Here is a 12,232-nt window from a genome sequence, read left to right on the forward strand (position 1 = left end):
CCCCCAGATGGACCAGGGTTGTCCGAAAAGCGCCCTTCGGTTGCCGTACGAGCACAGGTGGAGCGACGGGGCTTCCGAGGCGGGGACCGAGCCGGGATGGCAGGTGATAACTCATTCCGTCCGGCGGACCGTCACCGAGGCAAGGCCCGCCGCTGCACGACGGGGGGAGCACGCACGGCTTGGGAAGAGTGGGAGAGTGCCCAGGAAGCGGTGGCACAGGGCCGTACGGGTATGCGGCGCAACGAGGCGCCGGGCCGGGAAGCGCAGGCGCGCCGGACCGGGTGGTGCGCAAGGACGGTCTGGGAGCTGTGGGCCATGAGGCGTTCGTCCTCCACAGTGAGCTGAAGAAGCGGGCCGACATCGCAGGGCCGGGTGCGGACAAGAACGGCGCCCGGTCCACCATGCAGGCGGCCGCCCGGCCGCCCGGCCACCGCCACCCGCCTGCTCGTGGCGTACCCGGAGGCGGACACGTACAAGGCGGAGGAGACCCGCCACGACCCCCGCGTCACGTTCCTGCCTGTCCAGCACCTGACGCTGCAGCAGGCGGGCGCGGCCACGGTGACAGCTGACATGCTGAGCCGGTCCGGCGGACGGCACAGGGTGACGGCAGACATGACGTACCTCAGCATCGGCAGCGCACCCACCGCCCCCGCAGGCGACCTCGTCCGGGACGCCGACGGCTACTGCCCGCCGGCCGGCCAGCACCCGCGCATCGTCGTGGCAGGCGACCTGCGCTCGGCCCGTTTGCAGCGGATCATGACGGCGCTGGGCTCAGGCAGTGAGGCGGCCTTGCACGCCTACTACCCGACGCGGGAACTTCTTCAAGGACTGGGCAGGGCGCGACGGGCGACGGACCGCACAAGGCGTGACGCGTCTTCCTGACGGAGACGGTCAACGTCGAAGGCTCCCGCAGCAAGCTGCGGGAGCCTTCGACGTATGGCCCGGTGAGAGCAATGGCGGAGGATACGAGAGTCGAACTCGTGCGGGCAGCGCTGGCGCCGCGACAGTGGCTTTCGGGCCGTCCTGCCAGGCAGGCTTGTGGTCCGGCAGGGCTGGCTCGCAGTCCTTGGCCGGCTTGCTCGTGGCCGGTGATCCGCCGCTCGCGGTGACAAGGGAGAAGTCATGACCTGACGCCTCAGTTTTGTCAGCGCCTTCCGTAAGTCCGCACACACCGTTTCTCGTCGGGGTACGCGGCCATCCCCCCGATGGTGCCAAGCCTCGGCTGCGGCATGGGGTGAACCTTGCTTCAGTTGGCCCAGATGACCGGGCTGTTGCTGTACGCGTCGCCCTCGTCGAACTTGGCGCCGGTGACAGGCGCGGTCTTCGTGGCGCTGAGCGAGCAGGTCTCGTACGACGCACCCTCGGTGGTGAACTCGCGGGGTGCGGTCTCCCTGTCGCACTTGCCCGGAATGTCGCCCATCAATATGACGCCTGTGCCCGCACCGCCTTCCAGCACGCCGTCCAGCTTCAGCGACGCGTAGGACAGGTCGGTGCCGCCGACGTTCTCGACCTTCATCTTGATGAAGTAGGGCGTCATGCCCTTCGCCTTGTCACCGAAGGCGGCCATGTCGGCTTCGGTGCCCTTCTCGATCGCTGTGACGGTCAGGGCGATGGTGCCCTTCTTGTCGCTCGTGTACTTGAACGGCAGGACGGCCCTGTCGCCGACCTTGAGCTTTGCCCCCGGCTCTGTGACGTCTCCCTCGGCCGGCGTGCTACCACTGTCTCCACTGTTGTCGTCGGCAGCCGGGGTTTCGCTGCTCGGCGTGGGCGTGGGCGTGGGCGTGGGCGTGGGCATGGGCGGGGCCGGTGCCGGTGCCGACGGCGAATCCTGCGCCGCCACCCCTTCCTCGTCGCCGCTGCAGGCCGGAAGTGCGAATCCCATGACGGCCAGAGTGGCCGCAAGAACTATCCGTCGCTTGTGCACTGTTTCCTCGCTGATATGAAGGCTGCCCCATGCAGCAGCCTGGAACCTTCTGGTGGTGTGCGAATTGACTGGCGACGCAGCCAGGCGTATCGAGATGGCTTTCTTGCAGCGTCTCTTCGCTGGCCCACGCCGAGACGCATATCGGAATGCAGCGGGCCCGCCCCGGAAGTAGGGCTTGAGGGGTACGGCTCATGCTTCCCTCCCCGGTAGCCGCCTTTCCGGCGAGGCCCTTCGTGGCGGTTTGGCCTCCCCGTCGCAGCCTGCGAATCCGCTGTGAGCCGACAGTGGCCTTCGGGCAGTCCGGCAACGTCACCGGATGATGCCCGGCCGGCCGGGTCAGAGCGTGGAAGGGTTGCTGCAGGAGTTCAGCAGCGCACCACGATCGTAGTAGTGGGGCCACCGCATCTTCCCTCGCGTCTGGGGACCGTAGGCGCCGTCCGCGCTGCCGGCGAGGTTGAGCTCGTTGATCTGCAGCCACCTCACCGCCTCGACCATGCCGGTGCCGTAGACGCCGTCGACGCCACCGGAGTTGTGGATCCTCGTGGAGGCCCAGGTGCCGGGGTAGCAAATGGTGATGGCCTGCTGAAGAGCCTTGACCGCCGAGGAAGAGCCCTCGTAGTAGCTCAGGTAGCAGGAGATTCCATTGCCCGAGCGGGCCGGAATCTTGTAGTCGTTCTTCCCGCCGAGAGTGGGAACGTCACGCCATGAGGTGGTGTTGCAGGGTCCATAGGCGGCGTGGGCCGGTGTCGTCATCACCGGGCTGGCCGTCAGGCCGGCGGCGACAAGGAGGGACAGTGCTCCCAGCGCTCCGATCCGCGTGCGGACCGGCATGGATGCTCGTTGCACGATTCTACCCTTCTGGTTCGTGGGTTCATTTCGGATACGACTTTCTTCACGAGCCCTGATGAGGGCTTCGTGGATGTCTCTCAATTTCGCAAGGTATACAGAATGCTGCCTCGGGTCTGGCATCACCAGAAACACGCGGGCTCCCCCTCGTTGGTCTGGGAGACGCCCTCCTGCCGGACCTGGAAGGTGCGGTCGCACCTTCCGTCGTCGCTCCAGGTCTTGATGGTGTCGACGACGCCCGCCCAGGTGCCGCCGTTGGGGCTCGCGTAGTCACCGAGGTTCACTGCAGTGTGGTGCGGCGTACAGATGTACGCGTCCGGGGAGGCGCCCACGTCGAGCAGCCAGCCGGATTCGTGGTCACGAGTGGTGACGACTGCGTCTGTCCGGTCCCGGCCACCGTGCGGGATGTTGTGCTGACAGGTGTCCTGGAACCCCCGAACACGTTGCGGCCGGAATGCGAGCCGCCCTACCGGCACACGCGGGGGTAGGCGCAGTCATACGTGCCGCTGGCGGAGGGCGCCGTCAACAGGGTGGCGGACACGGGCAGTCCGGCGGTGAGCCGGATCGCCGGCAGCTTTCCGTTCGGCGTCATGGGGACACTCCTGTGAGGTGGCGTGAATGGCGCCGACCGCATCCGGCCGGTTCGACACCGAGACTGCAGGAGCGGCGCGGCGGTCGGCCACAGCTGCCGCGGAAGTGACCCCGTCCCGGGACGTCCCGCGTTCCGGCCTGCGGAGATGCCGCCCGCCAAGTCCCTGCGGCGGGATGACGAGGTCGGAGGGGCGGCCGGTTCCGCGTCCGAGCGGACGCCCGCCAGGCTGTCGCGGCAGGTTCTCGCTCTGTGCCGCCCGTGGCAGCTGAGGCAGAATGGGACCGATGCCTGGAGGCCGCGCCTGCGGTCCGGAACGTGATGGGAAAAGCGTGCCCCGCTGGAAGGAAATGCCCGCGGAACTGCCTCCGCCCGCCCGTCAGCTGATGGTCCGGCTGCGCGGGCTGAAGGACCGCAGCGGACTCAGCTCGCGGCAACTGGCCGCGCGGACCGGATACAGCGCGAAGTCGTGGCAGAGGTACCTGAACGGTAGGTCCCTGCCGCCGCAGGAGGCCGTGGCGGCCATGTCCCGGGTCTGCGGCGAGGATCCGGCCCGCCTGCTGGCGCTGCACGAGAGCGCGGCCGAATGCTGGTCGGAGGGACGGCAGGCCGCCGCCCGGGCGCCCGAGAGCCCGACCGCGGCCCCGGCCCAGGTCCAGGTCCCCGGGGAGCGGCAGCCGTCCGGGCGCCACCTGCGCGCAGCGCTCATCGCGGCGACCGTGGTCACCGTACTCTCCGTCTCTGTGGCCCTCCTGCTGGCTGTGCGGCTCACCGAGGCCCGCACCCAGCTCGCCCACCAGCGCGAGGAGGCCGTCGCGACCGCGCCGGCCACCGTGTCGGAGACCCTGGTCCCGGTCATCTACACCTGCCGCATGGAGAGACGCGACGGCCGCTGGCGCGCGGGGCTGAGCCCGACCGCGGACATGCTCCTCTCCAACACCCAGGTGGGCCTCGAAGTGGCCGAGGCCCAGTGCCTGCTACGCCGGGCGGGTACCGTGCCGGGGGACATCGACGGTGTCTTCGGCCCGAAGACGCGACGAGCGGTCGAGCACTTGCAGAAGAGGAACGGGCTGATCGTGAACGGAGTCATCGACCCGCCCACGTGGAATGCCTTGCGGGAGGCAGGTCCGACGTGACCCCGGAACATACCCGGCTGATCACGGCGTTGCGCGAACTGCGGGCCGATGCGGGGCTGAGCCTGGTCGCACTGGCGGAGCGGACGGCGTACAGCAAGTCCTCGTGGGAGCGTTACCTCAACGGCAAGGCCCTGCCTCCGCGCCAGGCCGTACAGGACCTGTGCCGTCTAGCAGACCATCCGCAGGGGCGACCGCTGGCCCTCTGGGAGATCGCCGAGTCGAGCTGGAGCCGGCGCTCGGCGGCAACCCCCCAGCCCGCCCCTTCCCCGTCGACGGACGGTCCGCCGCCACCGCCCATGGAGGCCGCCACGACCGAAGGGCCTCGGCGACGCCTTGGACGGAGCAGGCTCCTGGTGCTGCTGGCGTCGGCCTGCAGCGTGATCGCCGGTGGTGTCGCCGTCGTGCTGCTCTTCCTGCTACTGGGCTCCGAGGCGCCCAGGGATGAACCGTCGCCCGCCTCCGTTCCCTTCTCCTTGGCTCCGCTGTGCCATGGGACCGCCTGCGAAGGGCGGGATCCGATGCGCTTGATCTGTGGCATCGGCCCCGACACCCTCGCCACGTACCGCACAGCCACCGGAGCCCACGTCGAGCTGCGGCACAGCGAGAAGTGCGGTGCGAGCTGGGTACGGACCTGGGGGACCGAGATCGGCGACCGGGTGGACGTCACGGCGGACGGCCCGACCCACAGCGTGCGTGTCGGGAACGCGGAGGACGCGGCGGCCTTCGTCTACACCGGGATGACCGAGGTCACCGTCGGCAGCACCGTCCGGGCCTGCTTCCGGCCGGCGTCGGCCGACGGCGAGCGGGAGTGCTTCGAGTCTCGGGTCACCGAGCCTTCCGCCAGGACCTCCTCGCCGTCGGTGCAGCTGGGCTCCGAACAAGCCTGACGACAGCGGCGCGGAGGGCTCCGAAGAGTCTCGTGGAGACTGCAGATGAGACCACGAACGCCGAAGGGCCCCACCGCGAACGGTGGCCCTTCAGCGCATTGCCCGGTGAGAGCAACGGCGGAGGATACGAGATGCGACTTCGTGAGGGGTTGCCCCCGCCATGCTTTCCACATGTTCGTCCGACGGTTCGGAGTGGGGCGGGGCTGTTCTGACCTGGAACGGAGCCGGGCATCGGACGGATGGTGCACGGCACTGGACAGGCTGGAATGAGACCGGAACTGAGACCGGAGTGCCGGGTCATACCTTCTTGACGACGATCGACTCCGGGACCAGCCTCTCCAGGTCGTCCACGTCCGAGGTGAAGACGGTGACCTGCCCTTACTGCTGGCGCGCGACGACGGCGAGTAGCGCGTGGATCGCGTACTTGTGACCGTGCAGCTCGGCGTCCGCCAGCAGGCGGCGGGCCCGGCGGGCCTCGTCCTTCCCGATGTCGGCGACTTCGAGCCGGGAAAGCACCCAGTCCCCACGCTGCTCGGTGGTTCTGCCGTCGTACGCCTCGCCAGCGTCATCGGAGACGCGACCACCTCGGCTTCGCCCCGGGCTGCGAGGTCGAGCCACGCGATCATCTTCCGGTCGCCGCGCACGGCCAGGGACAGGGCTTCGCAGTCGAGTACGAAGACGCGCAGCGGCCGCTGCCCGGGCTCACCGGACCGCTTCCTCACGCGGCTTCTCCGGCGCCGTGCGAGCCGGTGGCGCGCCGGCGCTCGTGCTCGGCGTCGAGGCCCTCCAACTCCTTGAACGCTGTGGTGCGCTCTTCCTCGGTGAGAGGACCGTGCTCCTCCTGCAGCCAGTCCGACAGCTCCCTCAGTCGGTCCCGGTCGCGCTTCAAGCGCAGCGCCTCGGCGACGTACGCCGACATCCCCCGTTCTGCCGCCTCCGCACGGATCTCGTCCAGGAGATCCTCGGGAATCGTCACCGTTACCTTCTTCGTCGCCAGACAAGCGACCATTCTCTTGGTATCACACTCCTTACCAGTGCAATTCTCGTGACCGCCAGGTCGGCGGTCAGGCGGTCGTGGCGGGACGCGGGCTGCCGTGGAAGACCTGGCTGGTGTGCCAGGAACGGTGGGCGGCGGCGATGGGGCGGACGCCCGGCTGGGGGCCGATGAGCGGACGGCCGGCGAGCGTGATGACGTGCTCCCGGGCGGCGGTGCTGTGGCCGACGAAGCTCTGCGAGACCAGGATGCGGTGGCCCTTGCCATGGCCTTCGCCGAGACCGAGTACGCCCTTGTCGAACAGCTTGTGGTGCAGTGAGCACAGGCACAGCCCGTTCTCGACGTCGTCCGGTCCGTCGAACGCCCACCAGCGCACATGGGCGGCCTCAAGCCCGACCGGCACCGCGCCGATCCTGCCGTCGTACCCGCAGAAGGCGCACCGGTACTCGTACGCCGTCAGGACCGCTTCCCGCATCCGCCGGTTCCGCTGCCTGCGCGTGGCCGATGTCGGTCCGGTCTCGGCCTCCTCCAGCGCCAGGCCGACGGCTTCGCAAAGTTCGCCGTGGAGGGAGGGCGGGAAGTGCAGATCGAGCAGCACCCGTGTCATCCGGCCGAGCAGGGACGGCTCCCGCCGTAGTGCCGCCCGTAGCTCCGGGGTCAGCCGCCCAGTGGCGCCGGTCGCGCGCAGCTCCCTGACCCCGGTCCCGGGGCTGCCCGGACCGCGCTCGGTGCGCACCTCCCACACGCCGTCGCTCACCAGGTGATGGAAGGGGTAGGCGGGCGTTGTCCGATTGCTGGGACCGTACTCGGTGAGCAGCCGCCCCAAGTGCTCCTCCACCGCGCTGTACCGCAGCTCGACGTCGGCGTCCTGCTGGTACCGGCTGAGCGCGTACAGGAGCAGCAACGGCTTGTGCGGAGCCCGCGCCCCGTTCCTCGTCCACTGCCTCAACTGCGCGGTGCGCTCGACCCAGTCCATGGTCGGCGATCGTAGTGGCGGTTCTTCGCGGTACTTGGTCGTGCGCATCGCCGGAGTGGCCGGCCGAACACCCAGTACACGACGCGGATCCCGGCTACCCGGGCATGATGGCGTGGATGCGGGAAAGGGTGAAGACCCGTTCGTCGTCGCGCAGGTGGCACCAGGCATACAGATAGGGCGGGTCGAGCACGAGCTCGCTGAGGGTACGTACGGTCCGGTTGCCCGAGGCGGCGACGTACTCGACCGTGATGGCTGTGCCGGCGGCGATGGCATGGGCGAGCTGGCGGACATCGCTGTACGCCAGGTTCTTCGCGCATCCGGCGACGATCTCCTCGGTGTCCGTGCCGTAGGGGACCCCGGTGCCGAACGGGTCGGGATCCGGAAGTATCGGCGGGGCGGCCCGCAGCCTGGCGGCCAGCGCGCTCAGGCCGACTGTCACCGGAGTGACCGTCGGCACGGGCCGCCGCCGCTGGCCTGGGAGTGGGGGCGGGACCGGTGCGGCGGCACGTTGGCGCCGGGTCTTTTCGACGCGTACGGTTCCGTCGGCCCTCTCGGCAACGGGGGCGTAGCCGGCGGCCCGGAGCGTGTCGAGCGTCTTGTCGAGTGGGGTCCGGCTGACCAGCACGGTCGGTGCCAGCAAGCGCAGGCCGAGGGCGGCGAGCTTTCTGTGCGTGACGAGTTCGGCGAGGAGAGCGGGTTCTTCGCCGTGGATCACACAGGCAGCGGGGGCGATGCGCACACGGCCGTGAGTGCGTGCGGAGTCGTTGATCAGGTAAAACAGCGGCTGAGGGAGGGCGCCGACCGCGACGGCGCCCAGGTCTGCCGCGATGGCCTCCGCCGTGCGGCCCATGTCCAGGGCACGGCGAACGGTTGTGGGGCTGAACCGCCACACCGATGCCGTGCCACCGGCTTCCTTGTCAGCGACGGTGTCCAGCAGTGCGGCGAGGCGGGCGGACGGTGTGCCGGTGACGACGGCGGTGAGGTCCGCGCCGAAACGGACTGCCCTGGTGGCCGTCGGCAGCAGCCGCTCGCAGGCGGCGGTCAGCGCTTCGGCGTCGTCGGTCCGCAGAGCGGCACCGATGGGGGACAGGGCGCCGCGGGCGACGACCCCGAGCAGTTCCGCTTCCCGGATCGCGGTGGCGAAAGGCGTGGTGTCCTGGGGAAGCTGCTCGGCGAGCGGGCGATGCCAGGCGACCAGCGGCCCCAGTTCTGCGGGGCTGTGCACTCCCCGGTCCGCCGGGAGCTGCGCCGCGGCGGCGAGGAGCCCCTCCCGGGCCTGTAGAGAGCCGCCGCAGGGCGGTGTTCCGGCGAGCGCGGGCCGCGCCTTGCCGTCCTCGCCGCGCGCCTGGGTCGGAGTCAGCGGAAGCGTCCGCCAGGCGTGGAGAAGCGCCGTGAGCTGCTCCGCCGGTTCTCGTTCCGCCCAGGTGTCGTATCCGTCCGTTGCCGCGACATGGTCGCCGTCCCGGGCCAGCAGCCCGGCGGCGTACGCCGTCTCCAGAACAAGGCGTACGACCATGTCGTCGCACTGCGCCGCCTTGCTGATCCGGGACAGCTCACGTGCTCCGACCCCGCCGGACTTCAGCAGGACCGGCGGAGCCGCGGAGCACGTCGCCAGAACCGACGCGGCATGTGCGGCGAACGCCGTGGCGGCGGCCGCCGCCTCCCGGTCCACTTCCGCCGAGGTGACGGACACCGTCCGCACGACGGGCGGGACGGGCTCGAAGGGGGCGCGCCAGCCGGCACCGCGCAGTGCGAGCGCCACCTCGGCGGGCATGCGTGTGGATCCGTACCCGGAGTGCCGGTCCTGGACCAGCAGTCCCCGCTCCAGTGCCCAGCGCACAATCGGCTCGGAGTCGGCCGACGGGGTCCCGAACATGAGGAAATGCGCCGGTGATCCGGCCCGTTCACCCCCGTGAGAGGCTCGCCGCTCAAGCAGATTCCGGGTGGACGAAGGTGCCGAATCGATCACCGCGGCCACCCGCTCCGGATCGCTGTGGTGTTCCAGGAGGGCCGTCAGTCGATGCTTCTTGGTGGTGCCGGGTGACGGGATGCCCAGGGCCACCAGCATGCGGCGCAGTTCCTCGGAGGTCGTGTCCGCCAGTAGCAGGGTGAGCGGGGCGTCCAGCCCCAGCGGCGAGTCCCACGCCTGCGGCAACGGCGCCGCCATGCGCAGCAGCCCTTCGCCGTCCGGCCAGACGAGTGCGCGGTCCGCCAGCGCCTCCAAGGCCGCGCCCAGCCCGCGAGCGCTCTCCGTTCCGGTCACATCCACCAGATCGGCCAGGGCGGCACATGGAACGGGCCCCAATGCCGCCAGTGTCTCGGCTACCTGCAGGTGTGGCAGCGCGAGTCCGGTCAACACCGGGGCCACCGACGCCGGGCGCTGAAGGCGGTCCGCGAGTTCGCCGAACGATCGTGGTTCCAGCGGGGACACGGCATCCGGGCGAGCTGCCAGGACCCGCTCAAGCCGGTCGACTTCCAGATCACTCAGCCACGCGGCCAGAGTTGATCCACTGGGCTTGCCGATGGGACACCTCACAAAGACGAGTGCCGGTGGTCTCCGACCGGAATCGGACCTGCGCAGACCCAGAATGGCGGATCGCGGGGGACGCTTGCGTCCTGAGTCGGCAGAAACCCGCTTCTGAGTGAAGGCGATGTCCTGTGACTCGACCCGGCGACGGCAAGTCGGCGGAGTGAAGTGTCCCTGATGTCTCCCATGAGACCAGAACTGAGACCGTCAACGTCGAAGGGCCCCGCAGCAAGCTGCGGGGCCCTTCGACGTATTGCCCGGTGAGAGCAATGGCGGAGGATACGAGATTCGAACTCGTGAGGGGTTGCCCCCAACACGCTTTCCAAGCGTGCGCCCTAGGCCACTAGGCGAATCCTCCGCCGCAAACAATACAAGACGTTGGAGGGTGCTCGCGAACACGTTCCCCGAAGATCGTCCGCAGAGGCCGTGCAGGTCGTCCGGCGGGGCGGGTGGGTGGGCGGGTGGGTGGACTGGAGGGGGTGGGGATCCGCTAAGGTGGGCGTCAGCCCCTCACGTGGCGCTATCTGACTGAACTCCCCCAGGGCCGGAAGGCAGCAAGGGTAGGTTGGCTCTGGCGGGTGCGTGGGGGGCCCTTTTGCGTTCCGGGGCCGGGTGCGGGGTTCCGGCGGCTTCCGGGGCGGTGTTCCGGCGCCTGAGCTGGGCCGGGAAGCCCCGGGCGGGCCGTGTGGGGCTGGTTGTCAGTCCGCCCCGATAACCTCGTAGATGTGTCGTCCCTTGCGCTGTACCGCCGCTACCGCCCCGAGTCGTTCGCCGAGGTCATCGGTCAGGAGCATGTCACTGACCCGCTCCAGCAGGCCCTGCGGAACAACCGGGTCAATCACGCGTACCTGTTCAGCGGGCCGCGCGGCTGTGGAAAGACGACCAGTGCGCGCATCCTCGCCCGCTGCCTGAACTGCGAGCAGGGGCCCACGCCGACCCCGTGCGGGGAGTGCCAGTCGTGCCAGGACCTCGCGCGCAACGGGCCGGGGTCCATCGATGTCATCGAGATCGACGCCGCTTCGCATGGTGGTGTGGACGACGCCCGTGATCTGCGCGAGAAGGCGTTCTTCGGGCCCGCCTCCAGTCGTTACAAGATCTACATCATCGACGAGGCCCACATGGTCACCCCGGCGGGGTTCAACGCCCTGCTGAAGGTGGTCGAGGAGCCGCCGGAGCACCTCAAGTTCATCTTCGCGACCACCGAGCCCGAGAAGGTCATCGGGACGATTCGGTCGCGTACGCACCACTATCCGTTCCGGCTCGTTCCTCCGGGGACCCTGCGCAGTTATCTCGCCGACGTGTGCGGGCGGGAGAACAGCCCTGTCGAGGACGGCGTCCTGCCGCTCGTCGTGCGGGCCGGGGCCGGGTCCGTGCGTGACTCCATGTCCGTCATGGACCAGCTGCTGGCCGGCGCGGCCGACGACGGTGTGACGTATGCCATGGCCACCTCCCTCCTCGGGTACACGGACTCCTCGCTGCTCGACTCGATCATCGACGCCTTCGCCGCCGGTGACGGGGCAGCCGCCTTCGAGGTCGTGGACCGCGTGATCGAGGGGGGCAATGATCCCCGGCGGTTCGTGGCCGATCTGCTGGAGCGGCTGCGTGATCTGGTGATTCTCGCCGCGGTGCCCGACGCCGGGGAGAAGGGGCTCATCGATGCCCCCGCCGATGTCGTCGAGCGCATGCAGGCCCAGGCCTCCGTCTTCGGCGCCGCCGAGCTCAGCCGCGCCGCCGACCTGGTCAACGACGGGCTCACCGAGATGCGCGGTGCCACCTCGCCGCGCCTCCAGGTGGAGCTGATCTGCGCCCGGGTCCTGCTCCCCGCCGCCTTCGACGACGAGCGGTCGATGCAGGCCCGGCTCGACCGGCTGGAGCGCGGTGCGTCCGCCGCCGCTGCCGCCTCGTTCGCGGCGCCGCCCGCCGCCGCCGTGCCCATGGGGTACGTCCCCGGGCCCGAGGCCCACGCCCCGCAGGCCCACGTGTCGCAGCCCGCCCCTGCGGCACCCGCGGGCCCGGACGCCGCCCGTGCCGCCGTACGAGGCGAGGCGTCGGCCCCCGCGCCCTCGGCCTACGCACCGCCCGCCGCAGCCGAGCCCTCCGCTCCGCAGCCACCCGCCGAGGACCCCGCCCCCGTCCAGCGGCCCGGCTCCTGGCCCACCCCGGCCGGTGGCGAGCAGGCCCGGCGTCCCGGCGGCTGGCCCACGGCCTCCGCCCCCGGCAGCGGCCCCGCCACGCCGCCCCCCGCCGCACCCGCGCCCGCACCGGCCGCAGAGGCCCGCCGCCGGGAGCTCGCCACGCTCGCCTGGCCCGAGGCCGCGGGCACCACGCCGGAGCAGCGCGAAGCGCTCGAACT

General features: G+C 70.3%; 11 protein-coding genes, 1 tRNA gene, 1 other RNA gene and 1 pseudogene. 5 read left to right on the plus strand and 9 right to left on the minus strand.

The window, feature by feature from the left end:
- Positions 1-423 precede the first annotated feature (423 nt).
- Positions 424-882 (plus strand): annotated as a pseudogene (locus ABZ154_RS26180) (hypothetical protein); the annotation flags it as partial.
- A gap of 364 nt (positions 883-1,246) precedes the next feature.
- On the opposite strand, the gene ABZ154_RS26185 reads toward ABZ154_RS26180, so the two are convergent.
- The 4 genes from ABZ154_RS26185 to ABZ154_RS26200 form a co-directional block, all read right to left on the minus strand.
- Complete coding sequence (locus tag ABZ154_RS26185) at positions 1,247-1,882, minus strand: hypothetical protein (RefSeq protein ID WP_356836519.1); 636 nt, start codon at positions 1,880-1,882, stop codon at positions 1,247-1,249.
- A gap of 378 nt (positions 1,883-2,260) precedes the next feature.
- Positions 2,261-2,770 (minus strand): peptidoglycan-binding domain-containing protein, encoded by a 510-nt coding sequence (locus tag ABZ154_RS26190; RefSeq protein ID WP_356836521.1) that lies wholly within the window; start codon positions 2,768-2,770, stop codon positions 2,261-2,263.
- Between the two features lie 122 nt (positions 2,771-2,892).
- Positions 2,893-3,102 carry a hypothetical protein gene (locus ABZ154_RS26195; protein ID WP_356836522.1) on the minus strand — a complete coding sequence of 70 codons (210 nt, stop codon included), beginning with the start codon at positions 3,100-3,102 and terminating at the stop codon, positions 2,893-2,895.
- A 134-nt stretch (positions 3,103-3,236) separates the two neighbouring features.
- Positions 3,237-3,362: a hypothetical protein gene (locus tag ABZ154_RS26200; RefSeq protein WP_356836524.1), complete on the minus strand. Its 126-nt coding sequence runs from the start codon at positions 3,360-3,362 to the stop codon at positions 3,237-3,239.
- Positions 3,363-3,709: 347 nt separating this feature from the next.
- On the opposite strand from ABZ154_RS26200, the gene ABZ154_RS26205 reads away from it, so the two are divergent.
- Together ABZ154_RS26205 and ABZ154_RS26210 are read left to right on the plus strand one after the other, a co-directional pair.
- Positions 3,710-4,495 (plus strand): peptidoglycan-binding protein, encoded by a 786-nt coding sequence (locus tag ABZ154_RS26205; protein ID WP_356836526.1) that lies wholly within the window; start codon positions 3,710-3,712, stop codon positions 4,493-4,495.
- Positions 4,492-5,382, plus strand: coding sequence for a DUF2690 domain-containing protein (locus ABZ154_RS26210; RefSeq protein WP_356836528.1), 891 nt, complete (start codon positions 4,492-4,494; stop codon positions 5,380-5,382). Before ABZ154_RS26205 ends, ABZ154_RS26210 begins: the two co-directional genes overlap by 4 nt.
- Before the next feature lie 378 nt (positions 5,383-5,760).
- On the opposite strand, the gene ABZ154_RS26215 is transcribed toward ABZ154_RS26210, so the two are convergent.
- From ABZ154_RS26215 to ABZ154_RS26235, 5 genes are all read right to left on the minus strand, one after another.
- Positions 5,761-6,000, minus strand: a complete 240-nt coding sequence (locus tag ABZ154_RS26215) for a hypothetical protein (protein ID WP_356836530.1) — start codon at positions 5,998-6,000, stop codon at positions 5,761-5,763.
- A gap of 100 nt (positions 6,001-6,100) precedes the next feature.
- Positions 6,101-6,391, minus strand: a complete 291-nt coding sequence (locus ABZ154_RS26220; protein WP_356836532.1) for a CopG family transcriptional regulator — start codon at positions 6,389-6,391, stop codon at positions 6,101-6,103.
- Between the two features lie 55 nt (positions 6,392-6,446).
- Positions 6,447-7,352, minus strand: a complete 906-nt coding sequence (locus ABZ154_RS26225; RefSeq protein WP_356836534.1) for a phosphorothioated DNA-binding restriction endonuclease — start codon at positions 7,350-7,352, stop codon at positions 6,447-6,449.
- Between the two features lie 94 nt (positions 7,353-7,446).
- On the minus strand, positions 7,447-9,657 hold the full coding sequence (locus tag ABZ154_RS26230; protein ID WP_356836536.1) for a helicase-associated domain-containing protein: 2,211 nt from the start codon (positions 9,655-9,657) through the stop codon (positions 7,447-7,449).
- Positions 9,658-10,149: 492 nt separating this feature from the next.
- Positions 10,150-10,237, minus strand: a tRNA-Ser gene (locus ABZ154_RS26235).
- 144 nt (positions 10,238-10,381) lie between these two features.
- On the opposite strand from ABZ154_RS26235, the gene ffs reads away from it, so the two are divergent.
- An RNA gene (gene ffs / locus ABZ154_RS26240) (signal recognition particle sRNA small type) lies at positions 10,382-10,476 on the plus strand.
- Positions 10,477-10,604: 128 nt separating this feature from the next.
- On the plus strand, positions 10,605-12,232 hold a 1,628-nt coding region (locus ABZ154_RS26245), incomplete at its 3' end, for a DNA polymerase III subunit gamma and tau (protein WP_356836538.1).

Source organism: Streptomyces sp. NPDC006261, from assembly GCF_040613515.1.
Classification (GTDB): Bacteria; Actinomycetota; Actinomycetes; order Streptomycetales; family Streptomycetaceae; genus Streptomyces.

Excerpts from the sequence above, each read along its gene's own strand:
- ABZ154_RS26200 (WP_356836524.1), bottom strand. The coding sequence starts at position 3,362 with ATGACGCCGAACGGAAAGCTGCCGGCGATCCGGCTCACCGCCGGACTG.
- ABZ154_RS26225 (WP_356836534.1), bottom strand. The coding sequence starts at position 7,352 with ATGGACTGGGTCGAGCGCACCGCGCAGTTGAGGCAGTGGACGAGGAAC.
- ABZ154_RS26205 (WP_356836526.1), top strand. The coding sequence starts at position 3,710 with ATGCCCGCGGAACTGCCTCCGCCCGCCCGTCAGCTGATGGTCCGGCTG.
- ABZ154_RS26220 (WP_356836532.1), bottom strand. The coding sequence starts at position 6,391 with ATGGTCGCTTGTCTGGCGACGAAGAAGGTAACGGTGACGATTCCCGAG.
- ABZ154_RS26185 (WP_356836519.1), bottom strand. The coding sequence starts at position 1,882 with ATGGGATTCGCACTTCCGGCCTGCAGCGGCGACGAGGAAGGGGTGGCG.